Annotated in this window: 19 protein-coding genes; 8 read left to right on the top strand and 11 right to left on the bottom strand. The window is 62.1% G+C overall.

All coding sequences use genetic code 11. From position 1 onward, the window contains the following. Positions 1 to 240 precede the first annotated feature (240 nt). Positions 241 to 399, bottom strand: coding sequence for a hypothetical protein (locus BM062_RS25620; protein WP_175501026.1), 159 nt, complete (start codon positions 397 to 399; stop codon positions 241 to 243). A gap of 78 nt (positions 400 to 477) precedes the next feature. Beyond that, positions 478 to 1,338 (bottom strand): LysR family transcriptional regulator, encoded by an 861-nt coding sequence (locus BM062_RS15745; protein ID WP_092398495.1) that lies wholly within the window; start codon positions 1,336 to 1,338, stop codon positions 478 to 480. Between the two features lie 109 nt (positions 1,339 to 1,447). Between BM062_RS15745 and BM062_RS15740 the strand changes: the two genes are divergently transcribed. After that, entirely contained in the window at positions 1,448 to 1,888 is a 441-nt protein-coding gene (locus BM062_RS15740) for a multidrug/biocide efflux PACE transporter (protein WP_092398493.1), read from the top strand. 60 nt (positions 1,889 to 1,948) lie between these two features. Here BM062_RS15740 and BM062_RS15735 read toward each other — a convergent pair whose 3' ends face one another. The 7 genes from BM062_RS15735 to BM062_RS15705 all read right to left on the bottom strand — a co-directional run bounded on the left by BM062_RS15735 (position 1,949) and on the right by BM062_RS15705 (position 7,199). Beyond that, the gene (locus BM062_RS15735) at positions 1,949 to 2,206 is read right to left on the bottom strand and encodes a DUF1488 family protein (RefSeq protein WP_186450592.1); all 258 of its coding nucleotides are present in this window, start codon (positions 2,204 to 2,206) and stop codon (positions 1,949 to 1,951) included. Between the two features lie 253 nt (positions 2,207 to 2,459). Then, positions 2,460 to 3,515 (bottom strand): adenosine deaminase, encoded by a 1,056-nt coding sequence (locus BM062_RS15730; RefSeq protein WP_092398489.1) that lies wholly within the window; start codon positions 3,513 to 3,515, stop codon positions 2,460 to 2,462. Positions 3,516 to 3,616: 101 nt separating this feature from the next. After that, the gene (locus tag BM062_RS15725) at positions 3,617 to 4,345 is read right to left on the bottom strand and encodes an amino acid ABC transporter ATP-binding protein (RefSeq protein ID WP_092398487.1); all 729 of its coding nucleotides are present in this window, start codon (positions 4,343 to 4,345) and stop codon (positions 3,617 to 3,619) included. After that, positions 4,326 to 4,982, bottom strand: coding sequence for an amino acid ABC transporter permease (locus tag BM062_RS15720; protein ID WP_092398571.1), 657 nt, complete (start codon positions 4,980 to 4,982; stop codon positions 4,326 to 4,328). Before BM062_RS15720 ends, BM062_RS15725 begins: the two co-directional genes overlap by 20 nt. After that, positions 4,979 to 5,659, bottom strand: coding sequence for an amino acid ABC transporter permease (locus BM062_RS15715; RefSeq protein ID WP_092398485.1), 681 nt, complete (start codon positions 5,657 to 5,659; stop codon positions 4,979 to 4,981). The genes BM062_RS15720 and BM062_RS15715 overlap by 4 nt, the downstream gene beginning before the upstream one ends. A 36-nt stretch (positions 5,660 to 5,695) precedes the next feature. Next, on the bottom strand, positions 5,696 to 6,475 hold the full coding sequence (locus BM062_RS15710; protein ID WP_092398483.1) for a transporter substrate-binding domain-containing protein: 780 nt from the start codon (positions 6,473 to 6,475) through the stop codon (positions 5,696 to 5,698). A 1-nt stretch (position 6,476) separates the two neighbouring features. Further along, the gene (locus BM062_RS15705; protein WP_092398481.1) at positions 6,477 to 7,199 is read right to left on the bottom strand and encodes a GntR family transcriptional regulator; all 723 of its coding nucleotides are present in this window, start codon (positions 7,197 to 7,199) and stop codon (positions 6,477 to 6,479) included. 226 nt (positions 7,200 to 7,425) lie between these two features. Here BM062_RS15705 and BM062_RS15700 point away from each other — a divergent pair, with 226 nt between their 5' ends. Both BM062_RS15700 and BM062_RS15695 read left to right on the top strand, forming a co-directional pair. Further along, entirely contained in the window at positions 7,426 to 7,905 is a 480-nt protein-coding gene (locus BM062_RS15700; RefSeq protein WP_092398479.1) for a GNAT family N-acetyltransferase, read from the top strand. 61 nt (positions 7,906 to 7,966) lie between these two features. Then, positions 7,967 to 9,073, top strand: a complete 1,107-nt coding sequence (locus tag BM062_RS15695; RefSeq protein WP_092398477.1) for a mechanosensitive ion channel family protein — start codon at positions 7,967 to 7,969, stop codon at positions 9,071 to 9,073. On the opposite strand, the gene ppc is transcribed toward BM062_RS15695, so the two are convergent. Continuing rightward, complete coding sequence (gene ppc, locus BM062_RS15690) at positions 9,070 to 11,943, bottom strand: phosphoenolpyruvate carboxylase (protein ID WP_092398475.1); 2,874 nt, start codon at positions 11,941 to 11,943, stop codon at positions 9,070 to 9,072. The two genes, BM062_RS15695 and ppc, sit on opposite strands and share 4 nt — an antisense overlap. A gap of 336 nt (positions 11,944 to 12,279) precedes the next feature. Here ppc and hemC point away from each other — a divergent pair, with 336 nt between their 5' ends. From hemC to BM062_RS15665, 5 genes are all read left to right on the top strand, one after another. Further along, positions 12,280 to 13,221, top strand: coding sequence for a hydroxymethylbilane synthase (gene hemC / locus BM062_RS15685; RefSeq protein WP_092398473.1), 942 nt, complete (start codon positions 12,280 to 12,282; stop codon positions 13,219 to 13,221). Then, entirely contained in the window at positions 13,221 to 14,021 is an 801-nt protein-coding gene (locus BM062_RS15680; protein WP_254785097.1) for a uroporphyrinogen-III synthase, read from the top strand. Before hemC ends, BM062_RS15680 begins: the two co-directional genes overlap by 1 nt. Beyond that, the gene (locus BM062_RS15675) at positions 14,018 to 15,202 is read left to right on the top strand and encodes a uroporphyrinogen-III C-methyltransferase (protein ID WP_092398469.1); all 1,185 of its coding nucleotides are present in this window, start codon (positions 14,018 to 14,020) and stop codon (positions 15,200 to 15,202) included. Before BM062_RS15680 ends, BM062_RS15675 begins: the two co-directional genes overlap by 4 nt. A gap of 4 nt (positions 15,203 to 15,206) precedes the next feature. Further along, positions 15,207 to 16,403, top strand: a complete 1,197-nt coding sequence (locus BM062_RS15670; protein WP_092398467.1) for a heme biosynthesis protein HemY — start codon at positions 15,207 to 15,209, stop codon at positions 16,401 to 16,403. A gap of 185 nt (positions 16,404 to 16,588) precedes the next feature. Then, positions 16,589 to 17,908: a hemolysin family protein gene (locus BM062_RS15665; RefSeq protein WP_092398465.1), complete on the top strand. Its 1,320-nt coding sequence runs from the start codon at positions 16,589 to 16,591 to the stop codon at positions 17,906 to 17,908. Positions 17,909 to 17,945: 37 nt separating this feature from the next. Here BM062_RS15665 and BM062_RS15660 read toward each other — a convergent pair whose 3' ends face one another. Then, positions 17,946 to 18,893: a hypothetical protein gene (locus BM062_RS15660; RefSeq protein WP_092398463.1), complete on the bottom strand. Its 948-nt coding sequence runs from the start codon at positions 18,891 to 18,893 to the stop codon at positions 17,946 to 17,948. Positions 18,894 to 18,942 lie beyond the last annotated feature (49 nt).

The raw sequence follows: 18,942 nt of genomic DNA, 5'->3' as shown, positions 1-18,942 counted from the left end.
TTTGCGTCTGGATACCGTATTTTTACTATATTGCACTGCGCCATATTTCAATTTATAGTGGATTTGTCTCCTCCAACCCCCTATGGTTTGGATTCAGCCCGCGCCGCAAGGCTCTGCGGGCTTTTTTTTGCCCATCAGAAAGGCGAGACTAGCCCGGCCCCTTGACGACAAGGCGCCGGCGACGATTTGTTGTCACTTCTTGACGTTAACTATCACGTGCCTGTGACAGCTTGCCGCGGCTCAATGGTGCGGCTTGATCGTCCGGCTGCGCTGCAAGCGGGCGTCGGAGCGGGCATTGCGGTTGTAAGTCGACAGGAAGCCGCGCGTCTTGAGTTCCTTGTGCAGCAGGAACAAAGCAAGCAGGACGGCAAAAGTGACGGAGGCGAGGATGATTAACATTTTTTGTCTATTTCCCTGAGTGATGCCTGATAGCAGCAAATTTCGCGCCAGGTATCGCCGTTTCCTTGACTGGCCGCGTCAGCGCGCCATCAGGGTATCCAGCAGCCAGCTGCCGGCCGGTCCCAGTCCGCGTTGGCGCGACCAGACCGCGTCGACCTGTATGCTTTTCGGCCAGCCCCGCACCTGCAGCTCAAGCAGGCTGTTGGCGGCAAACCGCTTGGCCAGCCAGTACGGCAGTTCGGCCCAGCCGAAACCCAGTTCCGTCATTTCCAGCAGCAGCAGGTAGCTGGACGCCGTCCAGCATTTGCCGCGGCGGCGCTGCAGAGGCTCGTCGGCATAGGTACTCAGACGCAGCTCGCGCGCGCCGTGCAGCATCTCGCTCGAGATGTGAGCGGCTTTTGCCAGCGGATGCTGCTTGCCGACATACAGGCCGATGGCGGAACGGTCCGGCACCGATTCGAAGCCGATATCCGGCGGATAGTCCGGCTGCGCCGCCACCAGGCCGAGGTTGGCGCGTCCTTCCTGCACCAAAGAAACCACGTCGTTGCGCTCCGCAATCATGCATTCCAGTTCCAGCTCCGGGTAGCGTTGCTCGAAACTGGTGAGGATATGTTCGAAGCGGTCCGACTGGTAAGTATCGGACAGCACCAGGGTCAGCTGCGGCTCCAGTCCACCTGCCAGCCGGTGCGCCGAACGTTCGAGGCGATCGGCAGCTTCAATCACGTGCTGCGCGTGGACCAGCATGGCCCGGCCTTGCTCGGTCAGCGTCGGGCGGCGGGTGCGGCGGTCGAACAGCGTCAGTCCGAGGTCGATTTCCAGGTTGGCGATTGCCTCGCTGACGGTGGACTGCTGCTTGCCCAGCTTGCGTGCCGCCGCCGAGAACGAACCCAGTGTGGCGGCCTCGATAAACATGAACAGGGTTTCCAGGGAGTGGCGCATGGCGTACGAGTTCCTATGTATCGGTTTAACCGATGATTATCGATTTCATAGTATCAGGTAAAACGAAGAAAATGGCCTCATCAGAGTTTTCTGAAGCAATGGAGGCAATATGAACACGCATAAAACCTGGACCGAACGCGCCATTCACGCGCTGATATTTGAAGTGCTGGCGGTAGGCATGACCGCACCCGTCTTGTCATGGGTGATGAAGATACCGATGGCGCATGCGGGTTTGCTGACGCTGATGATTTCGCTGGTGGCGATGACCTGGAACATGATTTTCAACAGCCTGTTCGACCGTATCGAGCGCCGCTGGCGCCTGGTCCGCACCATGGCCATGCGGGTGGTGCACGCTACCGCATTCGAAGCCGGGCTGGTGGCGATCGTGGTGCCGCTGGTGGCATGGTGGCTGGACACGAGCCTGCTCGATGCCCTGTTCCTCGATATCGGCCTGCTGCTTTTTTTTCTGCCTTATACCTTCGTTTTCAACCTGGCGTACGACAAGCTGCGTGCTTCCTTGCTGAAGAAGCGCATGTTTGCCGGCATGTGACGATCCAGCGCATGCATGTATTGCATGCGCAGCAGCGAAGCAACCAGGTCCGACTTGGGATTATTGGAAATAGCCGCTGCCGATAACCAGCGGCTTGCCGACGATGCCGGCGCCGATCAGGCGCCGTGCGACGCCTTCGATTTTTGTCTGGAAGGCGCGATAGGTATCGAGCAGGTCGAGCTTGGGATCTTTCGAATGCGACAGGTCTGATAGTGTGGTTGCCGGCACCAGGCACTGGTACTGCTGGAATTCGACCGTCACCGAAAACAAGATGCCGGCGTTGGTCAGGCGAGGTGCGGCGAGTACGTTGTCCATCATGGTCTCCACGATAAAGCGGTTGCGCAGAGTCAGACGGGATCGATAGGGCAGGCTATCTGGCTGCTTATCCATGGTGCCCTGAAACCGGCCGGCTTGCAAGGACAATACAGAAGCGGCGTTTTGGGTAGTGCAGATTTGTTATGGCCTTGCCGCGGATCAGGCATGCGGGCCATTTTTGCGCCGCCGCCGTGAAAAAGCCGCCGGGCCCGTGAGGCGCGGCGGCTTGCGCACAGCGGTTGCAGCCGGTGCAGGATCAGTGCGCCATGCAGTAGCCGTCCAGTTCCAGCAACAGCTGCTGTTTCGCCGCGGCCGGCAGGAATGTCGCTTCAAACGCATTCCGCGCCAGCATCACCAGTTCGGTGCGGCTCAAGCGCAGCGATGCCGCCACGGCCAGGAAATTGGCGTTCATGTAGCCGCCGAAATAGGCCGGATCATCGGAGTTGACGGTGACCGCCAGGCCGGCGTGCAGCATGCGCGCCAGGTTGTGCTTGCGCATGTCGTCGACCACGCACAGCTTGAGGTTGGACAGCGGACATACCGTCAGCGGGATGCGTTGCTGCGCCAGCCGCTTCATCAGGGCCGGATCTTCCTCGCTGCGCACGCCGTGGTCGATGCGTTCTACATGCAATACGTCGAGCGCGTCCCTGACGTATTCCGGCGGGCCTTCCTCGCCGGCGTGGGCCACCAGGTGGAACCCGAGTTCGCGGCAGCGCGCGAAGACGCGGGCAAATTTTTCCGGCGGGTTGCCGCGTTCGGCCGAATCCAGGCCGATGCCTATCCACAGGTCGCGATACTGGGCGCGCAGGGGCAGCGCTTCTTCCAGGGTAGCGAATGCTTCCTCTTCCGACAAATGGCGCAGGAAGGACATGATCATGGCGCTGCTGAAGCCGTGCTTGTCGCGCGCTTCGCGCAGAGCGCGGGCGATGCCGGCGAATACGACGTCGATGCTGATGCCGCGTTCGGTATGGGTCTGCGGATCGAAGAAAATTTCGGAGTGGCGCACGTTGTCTGCCCGCGAGCGGGCGATGTACGCCATCGTCATGTCATAAAAATCCTGTTCGGTCTGCAGCACCGCGGCGCCGGCGTAATACAGGTCGAGAAACGATTGCAGGTCGGTGAAAGCATAGGCGGCGCGCAGTTCTTCCACGGAAGCGTAGGGCAGTTCGACATTGTTACGTTGCGCCAGCGAGAACAGCAATTCAGGTTCCAGCGTGCCTTCGATATGCAGGTGCAGTTCCGCTTTCGGCAAACCTTCGATAAAGGAAACCAGGTCGGCTGCGAGCGGCGGGGTGGTGCTGATTGAATTCATGTGTACTTCCATGGTTAACAGGAGCAAATCAGGAGCTGACCCTCAATTTTACAGAATTGCGGGCAGCTCCTTCCGTTCCCCGATTTCCAGCCGGCTTTTTTTCAGTGCGAAGCGCCCAGGAATTGCTGCAGTTCGAGTGTCTTGGGATTGGCAAAAATCTCTTCCGGCGGGCCGATTTCATGCACTTTGCCTTGATGCATGAACACCACGCGATCGCAGACTTCGCGGGCAAACCGCATTTCATGGGTCACCATCAGCAGCGTCATGCCTTCCTCCGCCAGGCCGCGCACGACCGTCAGCACTTCGTTGACCAGCTCCGGGTCGAGCGCGGAGGTGATTTCGTCGCACAGCAGGGCCTGCGGCTGCATCGTCAGCGCGCGTGCGATCGCCACCCGCTGCTGCTGGCCGCCCGACAGCTGGTCCGGGTAGGCGTCGAATTTTTCAGCCAGGCCGACCCGCGCCAGGTTCTCCTGTGCCGACTTGCGTGCCTCGCCTTCTGTGGTTCCCTTGACGATCATCGGCGACAGCATCACGTTGCGGCCGACAGTCAGGTGCGGAAACAGGTTGAACTGCTGGAAGATCATGCCGACCTTCAGGCGCAGCGCCCGCAGCTCCAGCTCGGTCTTGCCCAGGTGTGCGCCGGCGACGCTGATATTGCCTTCATCGATGCTTTCCAGGCCGTTGATACAGCGCAGCAAGGTACTCTTGCCGGAACCGCTTTTGCCGATGATGGCGATCACTTCACCGGCTTCGACATCGAGCCGGATGCCTTTCAGCACCTGGTTGTCGCCGAAGCTTTTTTTTACATTGTCAATGGCGATTAGCGGCATTGTATTTCCTTTCCAGAGACTGGCTGTATTTGGACAGCGGCCAGCACAGCGCAAAATACATCAGCGCCACCAGTGCATACACGGTGAACGGCTGAAACGTGGCGTTGGTGATCATGGTGCCGGCTTTCGACAGTTCGACGAAGCCGATGATGGAGGTGACCGCGGTGCCTTTGACGATCTGCACGCTGAAGCCGACCGTAGGCGGAATCGCGATGCGCAAGGCTTGCGGCAGGATCACGTGGCGCATCTGCTGCATGTAGCTCATGGCCAGGCATGACGATGCTTCCCACTGGCCGCGCGGAACGGCGTCGACGCAGCCGCGCCAGATTTCCGCCAGGTAGGCGCTGCTCCAGCAAGTCAGCGCCAGCGCGGCGGCGAGCCAGGCCGGCACTTCCAGGCCGAACAGGGCGAGCCCGAAAAACGCCAGGAACAGCTGCATCAGCAAGGGCGTGCCCTGGAACAGCTCGATGTACATCTTGGTCAGGCGGCGCAGCCAGGCTTGCTTTGATGTCCGCATGAACAGGATGATCAATCCCAGCAGGCCGCCCAAGGCAAACGACGCCAGCGACAGCAACACGGTCCAGCGCAGCGCCAGCAGCAGGTTGCGGACGATGTCCCAGACAGAGAATGAAATCATGTGGCCTCCTTGGCCGCGGGCCGGCCGAACAGCCGGTCGCCGATCAGGCGCAGCAGCTGCCGCAAGCCGATCGCCAGCAGCAGGTAGATCGCGGTAGACAGCAGGTAAGATTCAAACGAGCGGAAATTGCGGCCCTGGATGAAGTTGGCGGCATACGCCAGTTCTTCCACCGCAATCTGTGAACATACGGCCGAGCCGAGCATCACGATCACCACCTGGCTCGACAGCGCCGGCCAGATTTTTTGCAGGGCAGGGGGCAGGATCACATGCCGGAATATCTGCATCCTGGTCATCGCCAGGCTCAAGCCGGCTTCGACCTGGCCGCGGGCGACGGCGGCAATGCCGGCGCGGATGATTTCGCAGCTGTAGGCGCCGAGGTTGATCACCATCGCCAGCACCGCCGCTTCCATTTCGCCGATCTGCACGCCTATCCCCGGCAGCCCGAAGAAAATGAAGAACAGCTGGATCAGGAACGGCGTGTTGCGGATCAGCTCAACGTAGGCGCTGACCAGCGGCCGCAGCCAGCGCGGTCCCTGGGTGCGGGCCCAGGCGCCGAAGATGCCGACGGCAACGCCCAGCACGCCGCCGATAGCGATCAGTTCGATCGTCACCAGCACGCCTTTGATCAGCACGGCAGGGTAGTCGAACGGCGCCAGGAAATCGAAGTGATAACTCATGTCTCGCCTTAAGCTAGTCGATGCGGCAAGCAGCGCTTACAGGTTGGCCGGCAAAGGCAGGCCCAGCCATTTCACGCTCAGTGCGTTCAGCTCGCCGTCCTTCTTGGTCTGCGCCAGGATGGCGTTGACCTTGTCGAGCAGTTTCGGTTCGTCCTTGTTGAGGCCGATCGAGCATGGCGAATTCTTGATCAGGAATTTTGTTTCCGGTTTCTTCGGCGGATGCTTGGCGATGATCGCGGCGGCCACCACGTTGCCGGTCGCTACCAGCTGCACCTGGCCGGAAAGGAAGGCGCTGATGGTGCCGTTGTTGTCTTCGTAGCGCTTGATGGTGGCGCTGGCAGGAGCGATCTTGGTCAGTTCCAGGTCTTCCACCGCGCCGCGGGTCACGCCCACGGTCTTGCCGGCCAGGTCGGCCGCGCTGCTGACTTTCTGGTCGGCGCCGCCGAATACGCCGTTATAGAAGGGAGCATAAGCGTCGCTGAAGGCGATGACTTTTTCCCGCTCCGGATTTTTACCGAGGCTGGAAATGATCAGGTCGACTTTCTTGGTTTGCAGGTAGGGCACCCGATTGGCGCTGGTAACCGGGATCAGTTCGATCTTGACGCCCATTTTCTTGGCGATCAGGGTGGCTACGTCGATATCCAGGCCTTGCGGCTTGAGATCGCTGGTGACCGAACCGAACGGCGGGAAGTCTTGCGGCACGGCGACCCTCAGTACGCCGCTCTTGACGATGTCCTCGAGCGCATCGGCCCGCGCAGTGCCGCTGAACAGGGTGGCAGCAGCGGCCAAGGCGAGCAAAATTTTTGGGAACTTCATGTTAAAACTCCTTTAGCGGGGGTGATGTTGCAAAGTCGGCATTCTCGGAAAGCGGGGCCAGCGCCTGTCGTAGCGGCGACAGGGAATCGCTGCGCAGCGATTGGTCCAGGCCTGCTTCGACATTGCATAAATGGTTGTGCATCAGTTGTTCCGCCTGCTCCAGGTCGCCGGCTTCCAGCGCGGCGACGATGCCGACGTGTTCGGCGCAGGATTGCCTGGCGTGGTGCGAAGACTGGTATTGCATGGCGGTCAAGGTAGTGCGGGTAGTGAGGTCGCGCAGGGTGTCGGCCAGCAAGGTGTTGCCGAACGATTCGCACAGGCAGACGTGGAAATCGCCCAGCAGGAAGCTGCGCGAGGCGACATCGTCGCCTTCCAGCGCCGCTTGTTCACGCTCGACATGCTGGCGCAGCTTGCGGATGGCATCGGCGCTGATCGGCCGCGCATGGCGCAGCAGCCCCAGCTCCAGCACCCGGCGCGCTTCGAAAGCATCGCGCGCATCTTCCGGGGTCGGTTCGATCACATACCAGCCGCGGCGGGCGCTGACGGTGACGATGCCGCGCGTCACCAGGCGCGTCAAGGCTTCGCGGATCTGGGTGCGGCTGACGCCGAACAGTTCCGCCAGCTGCTGCTCGCCCAGCCGCGTGCCGGGCGCCAGTTTGCGCGCCAGCATCGCTTCGGTAATCCGTTCGGCGATCTGGGTGGACGATTTGGCGGTGGCGGTCATGCTGACGTATCAGCAAGTCGTATGCCAGGCGGCCGCCGGGACTGATGCACTGATCTGATATACAAGATTGGTGTATCAGTTCACCAAGTTGGCAAGCACTGCCGATTATTGTCACCAAAAGGGGGAGCGGTTGCGCTTTTTTGGCACGCACCTGACATCCGCAAGACATTGTCCGCGCTGATATAAAATCGGAAACATCCATCAATACTGAACCAGGACCAGGAACATGACTCAGATAGTGAATGCCGAATTTGCCAATCCCCGCCACGCCAGCGCCATCGTGGAACTGCTGAACGGCTACGCCATGGACGCCATGGGCGGCGGCCGGCAGCTCGCCGATTTCGTCAAAAGCAACCTGGTCGCCGCCATCAGCAAAAGGAGCGATGTCCACGTGGTGCTGGCTTTTGTCGACGACGAGCCGGCGGGAGTGGCGATCTGCATCGAAGGATTTTCGACGTTTGCCTGCCAGCCGCTGCTGAATATCCATGACCTGGCGGTCGCCGCCAAATTTCGCGGGCGCGGGATTTCGAAGGAGCTGCTGGCGCAGGTGGAGCAGGTAGCGCTTGGCCTGGGCTGCTGCAAGATCACGCTGGAAGTGCTGGAAGGCAACAAGCTGGCCCAGGCACTGTACAAGTCCACCGGGTTTGCCGGCTACGAACTCGATCCGGCCATGGGCAAAGCCATGCTGATGCAAAAGAAACTCTAGTCCGGCGCCGGTCCAGATCAAGGAAGCGGCGCCGGATTCGACCAACCGATGAGGGCCATGGATGAACCTGAGCATTTTCCCTGAACTGCAATACCTGGAGACCAGCCTCTACGTCGTTGGCGCGGCCCTGCTGGCGGCGTTGCTGGCCGGCTTGCTGCACCGTGCGGGCGTCATGCTGCTGCGGCGGCTGGCAGGCAACCGGCCCTACATCGCCAACGCCAGTTTTATCGCGTATCACGCCAGCCGGGTGTGCCTGATCCTGTTCGCGGTGCGCCTGGTGCTGACCGGGGCGCCGGACGAGACACCCTGGCTGGTGCCGCTGTCCTACCTGACCTCGGTGGCGCTGATCATCGCCTTGACCTGGCTGGCGATGCGCTGCATCCGCGCGTTAAGCGCCACCGTGGTCCAGCTCAATCCCGTCAGCGCCGCCGACAACCTGAAAGCCCGCCGCATCCTGACCCAGACCAGGGTGCTGACGCGCAGCGCTTACTTCATTGCCGCGCTTCTCGGCCTGGGTTTCGCCTTGCTGACCTTGCCCGGCGCCCGCCAGTTCGGCGCCAGCCTGCTTGCCTCGGCCGGAGTCGCCGGCCTGGTGGCCGGCATCGCGGCGCGGCCGGTGCTGGGGAATTTCATCGCCGGCATGCAGATTGCGTTTTCGCAGCCGATCCGCATCGACGATGTCTTGATCGTCAAGGGCGAATGGGGGCGGGTCGAGGAAATCACCGGCACTTTCGTGGTGGTGCGGATCTGGGATGAAAGGCGCATGATCGTGCCCTTGCAATGGTTTATCGAAAACCCCTTCGAAAACTGGACGCATAAATCCTCGACCATCCTCGGTACGGTTTTCCTGTGGCTGGATTTCGCTGTCCCGGTGCCCGCCGTGCGCGCCGAATTCGAGCGCATATGCAAGCAATCTCCTTTGTGGGACGGCCGGGTCTGCGTGCTGCACGTGACCGACGCCAGCGAGCGCGCCATGCAGCTGCGGCTGCTGGTCAGCGCCAAGGATTCCGGCACCGCCTTCGACCTGCGCTGCGCCATCCGCGAAGCCATGCTCGCTTTCATCGCGCAGCAGTACCCGGACAGCCTGCCAAGGCTGCGTGCGGCGCTCGATGCCGAACCGGCCAAGGCGGCCGGTCCCGGCGTCGAGCCGCCCGCCGCTTCCGGCTAGCCGGTATTGCGCAAACCGGCGGCGATGCCGTTGATGCTCAGGTGGATGCCGCGTTTCACCCGTTCTTCCGTCGTGCGGCCGGCCGCGGTCACGCTGCGGTGGCGCTTGATCAGTTCGACCTGCAAGTGGTTCAGCGGATCGAGGTAGGCGAAGCGGTTCTTGATCGAACGCGCCAGCAGCGGATTGCCCGACAGGCGGTCCTTGGAACCGGTGATGGCTGACAGGGTGCTGCTGGTGCGTTCGTGTTCATCGACGATGCGCTTGAAGATGCTGTTGCGCAACTTGCGGTCGGTGACCAGTCCGGCATAGCGCGAGGCCACCGCCAGGTCGGTTTTCGACAGCACCATGTCCATGTTCGACAGCAGGGTGGCGAAGAACGGCCATTCCTTGTACATGGCGCGCAATGTCGCCAGCTTCTGGGCCTTGAGCTTGCTGTCCTTGCCTTCCTCGAGCCAGCTTTCGATGGCGCTGCCGAAGCCGTACCAGCCCGGCAGCAGCAAACGGCACTGCCCCCACGAAAAGCCCCACGGAATCGCCCGCAAATCTTCGATGCGGCGCGTCGACTTGCGCGAGGCAGGGCGCGAGCCGATGTTCAGTTCGGCGATCTCGGCGATCGGCGTCGCTGCAAAGAAATAGTCGGTGAAACCGGGAGTTTCATAGACCAGGTTGCGGTAGGACTGGTAAGCGCGCTCGGATAGCCCATCCATCAGTTGCTCGAATTCGCCCAGCCTCTTGGCCTGCTTGGCGTCGGCATTGTTGGGCATCAGGCTCGCTTCCAGCGTCGCCGCCACCAGCAGCTCCAGGTTGCGGCGGCCGATTTCCGGATTGGAGAACTTGGAAGCGATGATCTCGCCCTGTTCGGTCAGGCGGATCTGGCCGTTGACGGTGCCCGGCGGTTGCGCCAGGATCGCCTGGTAGCTCGGGCCGCCGCCGCGGCCGACGGTGCCGCCGCGGCCATGGAACAGGCGCAGCTTGACGCCGGCGCGGTCAAACACGCGCACCAGCTGGATCTCGGCCTTGTACAGCTCCCAGTTGGAAGTCAGGAAACCGCCGTCCTTGTTGGAGTCGGAGTAACCCAGCATGACTTCCTGCAGCTTGCCTTGCCTGGCGATCAGCCGTTCCACCGGCGGCAAGGCCATGAACTGCTCCATGATCGCGGCGGCGCGGCGCAGGTCGGGAATGGTTTCGAACAGCGGAATCACCATCACGTCCAGCGCGCCGGGCACGGCTTTGCCGGCGGCCGAGGCAGTCGTCGATGCGGGCCGCAGCAAGCCGGTTTCCTGTTGCAGCAGCAGGACTTCCAGCAAATCGGACACGGTCTCTGTATGGGAAATGATGTAGTTGCGGATCGAGCGCGCACCGTAGCGCTGGCGCATCTCGCCGGCGGCGCGCAGGATCGACAGTTCGGAGACGGTTTCGTCGGAATAGCTGATATACGGCGAGTACAGCAGGCGCGGCTTGGCCAGTTCAGCCAGCAGCAGGTCGATTTTCTGTTCTTCGCTGAGCTTGTCGTAAGCGCCTTCTACCTGGGCCTGGGCGAACAGTTCGGTCAGTACCCGTTCGTGGACATCGGAACTCTGGCGCATGTCGAGCGAAGCCAGGTGGAAGCCGAAAATCTCGGAAGCGCGCTTGAGCGTCGCCAGCCGCGGCTTGACCAGGGCGCTGCCGTGATGGGCGCGCAGCGAGTCTTCGACGATCTGCAATTCCTGGGTGAATTCCTGCGGTGTCGCGTAGTGGTCGGCGGCGCCGACTTCCTGGCGCAGGATGTTGGTGGCGCCGAGTTCGCGCGCGGTCGAGGCCAGCCGCGCATAAATCCCGATCAGGGCGCGGCGGTAAGGTTCGTCGGCGCGATGGTCGGAGGTGTCGGGCGAGCTTTCCGCCAGCGCCAGCAGTTCCTGGTTGACGCTGACCATCAGGGTCGAGACCGACAGTTCCGCGCCCAGCGCATGCACTTCTTCCAGGTAAAAATCGAAGATGGTGGTCGATTGCCGCGACAATGCGCGTTGCATGGTGCCGGCGTTGACGTTGGGATTGCCGTCGCGGTCGCCGCCGATCCAGCTGCCCATCTGCACGAAGGGCGCCAGTTCAGTACTAGCGCCGGGCTGGCGGGCGCGGGTCGGGAACTGGGTGGCGATTTCGCCTTCGATGTCGTCGTACAGCGCCGGCAGTTCACGCAGGAAGGTGATGCGATAGTAGGACAACGCATTCTCGATTTCATCGGCTACCGTCAGCTTGGTATAGCGCAGCATCCGGGTTTGCCACAGGGTGGCGATGCGGCCGCGCAGCAGTTCGGTGTTGTCGCGCAGTTCTTTCTCGGTCAACGGCCGGTCGCGCTCGGCCAGCAGGCGGGCGATTTCGCGTTCCGCATCAAGGATGCTCTTGCGCTGCACTTCGGTCGGGTGGGCCGTCAGCACCGGTGAAATCAAGGCGTCTTTCAGGAAGCTGCGCACAGTGGCGCCGGAGACGCCGGCGTCATCCAGTTTGCTCAGGGCGTGGGCGACGCTGCCCGGCTGGGCTGCGGAGCCGGCCAGCAGGTGGGCGCGGCGGCGCCGGTTGTGGTGCTGGTCTTCGGCGATATTGGCCAGGTGCGAAAAATAGGAAAACGCGCGCACCACCGAGTTGGTCTGGTCGCGGGTGAGCTTCTTGAGCAGCTTGTCGAGGTCGGCGCCGGCCTGCGGATCCGATTCGCGGCGGAAGCGCACCGCCGTCTGGCGTATGGTTTCTACAACTTCAAATACCGCGTCGCCCTCCTGGTCGCGCAGCACGTCGCCCAGCAGGCGGCCCAGCAGGCGGATATCTTCTTTGAGCGGAGCATCTTTATTGGGGGCGGGTTTTTTTACCTGGACAGCAGAATTCAATTGTTTTGCCATAATGAACGAGTGCAATCAGCTTTTCTGGGGTGGGGGACGAAGGGTTTGGAACTTGCCAAGCGGGCGCTGTCTATATAAGTCTTTTGATATAAGCTGAACTGAGGCAGTGCGCCGGAACAGTACGCAGCGCATGCTAAAATCCAGTGCGCTGCTTGGTGTAGTGTTACGCACATAATGACACTTAAGAAACGGCGTCTTTTCACGCCATGCGTCGTTGCAAATCCTCGCGATAGCCAGCTATCGCTCCGGTTTGCGCCTAGCCTGGCACGAAAATACGCCATTTCTTAAGCGCCATTACATGCGAAACACTCCACCAGCTAAAATCTGAAAGAACTTGTGTCGAAAATATCCTCCCCTTCCAAGTTGGTGATCGCATCGCGTGAAAGCCCGCTGGCCATGTGGCAAGCGGAACACGTGCGCGAACGGTTATCTGCATTATATCCAGACTGTAATATAGAAATCCTCGGCATGACCACCCGCGGCGATCAAATTCTTGATCGCACCCTGTCCAAGGTCGGCGGCAAGGGCCTGTTCGTGAAGGAGCTGGAAGTGGCGATGGCGGAAGGCCGCGCCGACCTGGCGGTGCATTCGCTCAAGGACATGCCGATGGAGCTGCCGCCCGGATTTGTGCTGAGCGCCGTGCTGGAGCGCGAAGATCCGCGCGATGCGTTTGTGTCTAACGACTACGCCAGCCTGGAGCAGCTGCCTGCCGGCGCCGTCGTCGGCACCAGCAGCCTGCGCCGCCAGGCCCTGATCGCCGCGCGCTTTCCCTTGCTGCAGATCAAGCCCTTGCGCGGTAATCTCGGCACCCGCCTGGCCAAGCTCGACCGCGGCGAATACGCCGCCATCATCCTGGCCGCGGCCGGCCTCAAGCGGCTGGGCCTGGCCGACCGCATCACGGCGCCGATCGAGCCGGAACAGAGCTTGCCGGCGCCGGGCCAGGGCGCGATGGCGATCGAGATCTGCGCCGACCGTGCCGACCTGCAAGAGATACTCGCGCCCCTGAATCATTTGCCTACGGAACTGGCGGTGACCGCCGAGCGCACCTTGTCGCGCGCCTTTGGCGGCAGCTGCCAGATCCCGCTGGCGGCGTTTGCCACCATCGACGGCGACCAGATGCGCTTGCGCGCCATGATCGCCACGCCGGACGGCTCGCGGGTTGCGGTGGCTGAGGCCAGCGGCGCCGCCGACGCCCCGGAAGTGCTGGGAGAAACGATTGCCGCAGCGCTGGAGGCGCAGGACGCCGGAGCCATCCTGGCGCTGTGCAAGGAGGCCTAGTGCCGCTTGCGCCACGAGGAGGCGGACCTGCCTTGCGCCCGGTCATCATCACCAGGCCGGCGCAGCAAGCCTCTGCGCTGGCGCAGCAGATCGCCGCGCGCGGCCGCAAGCCGGTGATTTTCCCCTTGCTGGAAATCTTGCCGTTAGTCGATAGCACGCCATTGCAAGCCGTCCTCGACCAGCTCGCCAGCTTTGCGCTGGTGGTGTTCGTCAGCCCGAATGCAATCGACGCGGCGTTTCGCCATATCGCCGGCTGGCCGCCGCAGCTGCCGGTCGGCATCGTCGGCGAAGGCAGCAGGGCGGCGCTGGCGCGGCATGGCCTGACGGCGCAGAACACCACCATCTTCAGCCCGCCGGATCCAGCCAGGACCGATTCTGAAGGGCTGTTGCAGGCGCTTGACCTGGACGCCTTGCGCGGACGCCAGGTGTTGCTGGTGCGCGGCGAGAGCGGCCGCGAATTTTTTGCCGACAGCTTGCTGGCGGCGGGCGTCAAGGTGCAGGCCGTAGCCGCCTACCGACGCCAGGCGCCGGCGCTCGACGCGGCGTTGAGAGCCCGCCTGCAGCCGCTGCTGGATTCCGAAAACGACTGGATATTGACCAGCTCGGAAGCGCTCAGGCACCTGGTCGGCCTGGCGCAAGCGCTCGAGGGCAGCACCGGTGTTGCAAAAATCCAACAGCAGAAACTCCTTGTCCCGCATGCCCGTATTGCCGAAACGGCACATGTGCTGGGATTTACTGACGTTACTCTGACCGGCTCAGGCGACGAACGGCTACTCGACGCGTTACAATTCCCGCTATGAACGAATCGATACCCACTCCAGAATCGAACCAGCCTGCTGGTCCTGCCGTCAGCGCCACGGCATCGCCACCGTCGCAGCCCGTGCTGCAGCCTTACAAAGTCAGCCAGGACAAAGGGCCGAAGCGTTCGCTTGGGCTGGTGTACGGCATATTGCTGTTGCTGGCCTTGCTGCTGGCGGCGCAGTGGTGGACGATGCGCAACGAGAACGGCAAGCTGCGCCAGGAACTGGCGCGCCGCCTGCAAGTCGGCGACAGCACCAATACGGAAACCAAGGTGCTGGTGAAGTCGGTGCAGGATGAAGCCAAGGAACTGCAAGGCAAGGTCAGCGTGCTGGAAAACAAGCAGGTTGAATCGCAAAGCCAGCAACTGGCGCTGGAACAGCTGTACAAGGACCTGTCCCGCAACAGCGACGACTGGACCCTGGCCCAGGTGGAAGACGTGCTGTCGACCGCCAGCCAGCAGCTGCAGCTGGCCGGCAACGTCCAGGGTGCGCTGATCGCGCTGCAGAACGCCGACAAGAACCTGTCGCGCTCCGACAAGCCGCAATTCATCATCGTGCGGCGCGCCATCGCCAGCGATATCGAAAAACTGAAAGCCTTGCCGACGCTGGATGTGACCGGCATCGCCGTGCGCCTCGACAGCATCATCGGCCAGATCGACAGTATGCCGCTGCTGTCCGATGAAAAACCGATCGTCGGCGTCAGCAAGCCGAACAACCAGCCGGAGGCCAGCGTCAAGCCGAAAGCCGCGGGCAGCGGCAATATCGCCAAGACCCAGGTGCCGGCGGATGCCGTGGTGACCGACTGGAAAAACAGCCTGAAGGATAAATGGCAAAGCTGGAGCAGTGAGATGTGGACCGAGATCAGCCAGCTGATCCGGGTACGCACCGTCGATACGCCAGACGCCTTGCTGCTGTCGCCGACCCAGGCCTACTACGCCCGGGAAAACCTGAAGCTGCGTTTGCTCAATGCGCGCCTCGGCCTGCTGTCGCGCAACGAATCGGCGTTCCGCAGCGACCTGATCGCGGCCCAGGAAACCATCACCAAGTATTTCGACACCCGGGCCAAGCAGACCCAGACCGTGCAGACCTTGCTCAAGCAGGTCCAAAGCAGCAATCTTTCGATCACCATGCCGGCGCTGGATAGCCCCGCGGCGATCCGTACCTACAAAGGCAAGCCATAGTCCTATGCGATTCTTTCTCCGGCTTGTTGCTCTGTTTGCAGTCGCCATCGGCCTCGCCGTGCTGGCGCGTTACAACCCCGGTAACGTGGTGATGTTTTTCCCGCCGTACCGGATTGACCTGTCGCTGAACTTCTTCGTCATCTCGCTGGCGATCCTGTTCATCATCCTGTATGTGCTGATCCGGGCGATCCGGGTCACGCAGAAATTACCCGGACGAGTGATCGGCTATCGTCGCCACAAACGCGAAACCACTGCCAACAACGCCTTGCGCGATGCGCTCAAGTCCTTGTTCGAGGGTCGTTTCGGCCAGGCTGAGAAAGCCGCCACGCGCGCCGCCGAACTGCCCGACAACCTGGGCGTGGCGGCCTTGATCGGCGCCCGCGCCGCCCACCGCATGGGACAGCCTGAACGGCGCGACATCTGGCTGGCCAGCATCGAAGATGACGAGCCGCTGAAGACGGCGCGCCTGATCACCACCCTGGACCTGCTGGTGGACGAGCACAAGTCGCAGGCGGCGCTGCATACCGTTAATGAACTGAACGCGCGCGGCACGCGCCATATCCACGCTTTGCGGCTGGCGCTGAAAGCTAACCAGCAAGCCAAGAACTGGCCGGAAGTGCTGCGCCTGGTGCGGACCCTGAACAAGCATGACGCCTTGCATCCGGCCCTGTCGACACGCTTGCGCGAGCTGGCATACGACGGCTTGCTGTCGGATGAAGCGCACGATGCCGAATCGATCGCCCGGCTGTGGGGCACGGTGCCGAACGAAGACCGGACCAAGCCATTCATCGCCATGCGCGGCGCCCAGGCATTCAACAAGAGCGGTTTGCATGCGGAAGCGCGCTCCCTCGTCGAAAAATCCCTGGCGACAGAATGGGACCAGCGCTTGCTGGCGGTCTACCGTGACGCTGCTGCGGCCGAGGCCTCGCCCGAGCTGCTGTCGCAAATCGAGCACTGCGAGCACTGGTCCGCCAGGGCGCCCAATGACCCCGAGCTGGCGCTGACCTTGGGCACGTTCTGCTTCAGGCAAAAATTATGGGGCAAGGCCCAGCGCCACCTGGAGCAGGCTTTGTCGGACGCCGTAGCGCCGGCCACGGTGCGCGAAGCGCATCTGAAACTGGGGCAGCTGCATGAAGCAATCGACCAGCAGGCGCTGGCCGCCGAACATTATCGCCAGTGTGCGCTGGCTACCACGCTGTAATCGGGAATATCGCGGTAGCCGTGCGCTACGCTGGAATGGGGCAGGGTTGATACGCAGTCTGGCGTAAAACCCTGCCCCGTTTTTCTTGGCCGGCGCTGTTTGCAACGGCGGATCCTCCGCGCTTTTGTTGAAAGCGCAATCCTCGCCTATACTTGTAATCCGTCATTACCCATGAAAGAGATTCATTGAACAACCTGTTATTGGTTATCGCAGCATTATTTCTGGTAGCGCTCAACGGCTTTTTTGTCGCTGCCGAATTCGGTTTAGTCAAATTACGCCAGACCCGCATCCGCGCCATCGCCAAGACCCAAGGCTTGCGCGGGCGCATCCTGGCAATAGTGCATCGCCAGCTGGACGCTTACCTGTCCGCTTGCCAACTCGGTATCACACTCGCCTCGCTGGGCCTGGGCTGGATCGGCGAACCGGCGTTCGCCAGCCTGCTGCAGCCGGTGTTCGGCTGGATCGGCATCAGCTCGCCGGAACTGATACACGGCATTTCGTTTTTCTTCGCTTTCTTCCTGATTTCTTTCCTCCACATCGTGATCGGCGAACTCGCGCCCAAGACCGTGGCGATCCGCAATCCCGAAGTGATCGGACTGTGGTGCGCCTTGCCCTTGTACGGGTTTTACTGGGCCATGTATCCGGCGATCTGGGCGCTCAACGCCAGCGCCAACTGGATCCTGCGCCTGGCCGGCCTGGCCGGCGCCCACGGCCACGATGCGCAGTATTCGGCGGATGAGCTGAAACTGATCTTGCGCGGCAGCCATGCCGGGGAAAAATTCAACCGCGAGGAATGGAACGTCCTGGCGCAATCGCTCGATTTCAGCGAGCTTGAAGTATCCGACCTGATGCGTCCCATCAACGAAATCACCGCTTTGCACCAGGCGCGCAGCCTGCAGGAAAACCTGCAGACCATCTATCGCCACCGCTTCAGCCGTTATCCCTACTTCGACCAGAGCGGCGTCAATGTGCTGGGCGTGATCCACCTGAAAGATCTGTTCATCGCGCAGCAGGAAGGCAAGTCGATCGAAGGCCTGAACGCTTACCTGCGGCCGGTGGAGTATGTGTCGTCGCGCATGCCGGCGCTGGAACTGTTCCGCCGCTTCCGCACCGGTTCGCCGCATTTCGCCATCATCGGCAAGAAGGGCAGCAAGCCGGAAGGCTTCATCACGCTGGATAACCTGCTGGGGGCGATGGTAGGCGAAATCCGCGACGAATTCCGGCGCAACGACAACGAATGGAGCCGCCTCGACGACGGCACCCTGCTGGGCAAGGGCAGCCTGCCGATCTTCAGCCTGGAACGGATACTCGGCATCGATGTCGTGATCGAGGGCGACGAAGACGTCGACTCGGTGGGGGGGCTGATCATGGCCAAGCTCGGCGATTTGCCGCATGAAGGGCAGAAAATCGCATTCGACGGCTTCGACATCGTGGTCAAGAAAATGAACGGGCCGCGGATTGTGCTGGTGAAGGTTTATCCGGCCGCTCGCGCGGCGGAGACTTGAGCGGCCCAGGCGCCGTCAATCCTGAGCGACGCCAGGCTTAGGGGAAAATCGCCCCTAGCCTTACCGCCCAGCCCGCCATCGGTGTGCCCGACCAGGCATTCCGGTTAAACAGGTAAAGCCGCTGGCTGCGCAGCTTGTCCGGCCAAGGCTGTTCATCCAGCGACAAGCCCAGGCTCGGCTGGCATTCCGGGCGCGGGAAGTGGCCCTCGTGGTTCAGCACATCGCGCATGCGGCCGGCGTCGCCGGCCATGCGGAACGCGATCGGCACTATCTCGTCGGCCGGCAGGTCGGCCAGCCACGCATCGCCCACGCACCATGAAGCCAGCGCCGTGATCGACAAGGCGACATTGTCCGGCAGGGCGTCGCGGCTGCGTTTCACGACATCCGCCAGGAACGGCTTCTGGCTATGCATGACCTCGAAATCGAGCTGCACTACCTGGCTCGGGCTGCGGGCCGCGGCGGCGACTATGGCGTTGACGATGGTCCGTTTCTGTTTTTCATTCAGTTGCGGTTTGCGCGCGCCACGCGCCATGTCGATATGGACGATGGTCACCAGCGGTGCTTTTTGCTGCACGCCGTTTTGCGCGTACCAGGCCGGCGGCAGCTGCAAGGGCTGCTGGCGGCGGCGGACGCTGGCGCTGCCGTCGCGCAGCAGGATGGTGGTGTCGAGTACCGCAACGCCCATGCGCTGGTCCTGGACTGGCGGCACGGCCTGATTGTCGGCGCCGCCCTTGAGTTTTGCCTGGCGGGCGCTGCCGCCGACCCAGGTGCGGACGTCGTCTGGCCGTTCTCCTACCCACAGCATCAGCGGCGGCAAGGCCGCAAGCGCCGCCTGGCGGCTGGCAAACGCCGGCGGCGCCTCGGCCGCCGTGGCCTGCTCGGTTTTTGCGAGCACGGTGCTGCCTGCCAGCAGCAACAGGCAACACAGGCCATGCTTCAGGCGCAGCCGAGGGACCGGCGCCGGCAAAAAATAAGTTGTGCTCAAAATGACTTCCCGGATTGGATGCGGCTGCCGGATCGGGCTTGATAAGAAG

The organism is Collimonas sp. OK412 (assembly GCF_900112135.1).
GTDB lineage: Bacteria > Pseudomonadota > Gammaproteobacteria > Burkholderiales > Burkholderiaceae_D > Collimonas > Collimonas rhizosphaerae.
Note: the sequence above shows the minus strand (reverse complement) of the source record. Positions and strands in the feature narration are given on the sequence as shown.

Coding starts and splice junctions, on each gene's coding strand:
- BM062_RS15715 (WP_092398485.1), bottom strand. CDS start 5,659: ATGAGTTATCACTTCGATTTCCTGGCGCCGTTCGACTACCCTGCCGTG.
- BM062_RS15745 (WP_092398495.1), bottom strand. CDS start 1,338: ATGCGCCACTCCCTGGAAACCCTGTTCATGTTTATCGAGGCCGCCACA.
- BM062_RS15695 (WP_092398477.1), top strand. CDS start 7,967: ATGAACCTGAGCATTTTCCCTGAACTGCAATACCTGGAGACCAGCCTC.
- BM062_RS15730 (WP_092398489.1), bottom strand. CDS start 3,515: ATGAATTCAATCAGCACCACCCCGCCGCTCGCAGCCGACCTGGTTTCC.
- BM062_RS15710 (WP_092398483.1), bottom strand. CDS start 6,475: ATGAAGTTCCCAAAAATTTTGCTCGCCTTGGCCGCTGCTGCCACCCTG.
- ppc (WP_092398475.1), bottom strand. CDS start 11,943: ATGGCAAAACAATTGAATTCTGCTGTCCAGGTAAAAAAACCCGCCCCC.
- BM062_RS15735 (WP_186450592.1), bottom strand. CDS start 2,206: ATGATGGACAACGTACTCGCCGCACCTCGCCTGACCAACGCCGGCATC.
- BM062_RS15670 (WP_092398467.1), top strand. CDS start 15,207: ATGCGATTCTTTCTCCGGCTTGTTGCTCTGTTTGCAGTCGCCATCGGC.
- BM062_RS15725 (WP_092398487.1), bottom strand. CDS start 4,345: ATGCCGCTAATCGCCATTGACAATGTAAAAAAAAGCTTCGGCGACAAC.
- BM062_RS15705 (WP_092398481.1), bottom strand. CDS start 7,199: ATGACCGCCACCGCCAAATCGTCCACCCAGATCGCCGAACGGATTACC.
- BM062_RS25620 (WP_175501026.1), bottom strand. CDS start 399: ATGTTAATCATCCTCGCCTCCGTCACTTTTGCCGTCCTGCTTGCTTTG.
- BM062_RS15700 (WP_092398479.1), top strand. CDS start 7,426: ATGACTCAGATAGTGAATGCCGAATTTGCCAATCCCCGCCACGCCAGC.
- BM062_RS15675 (WP_092398469.1), top strand. CDS start 14,018: ATGAACGAATCGATACCCACTCCAGAATCGAACCAGCCTGCTGGTCCT.
- BM062_RS15720 (WP_092398571.1), bottom strand. CDS start 4,982: ATGATTTCATTCTCTGTCTGGGACATCGTCCGCAACCTGCTGCTGGCG.
- BM062_RS15740 (WP_092398493.1), top strand. CDS start 1,448: ATGAACACGCATAAAACCTGGACCGAACGCGCCATTCACGCGCTGATA.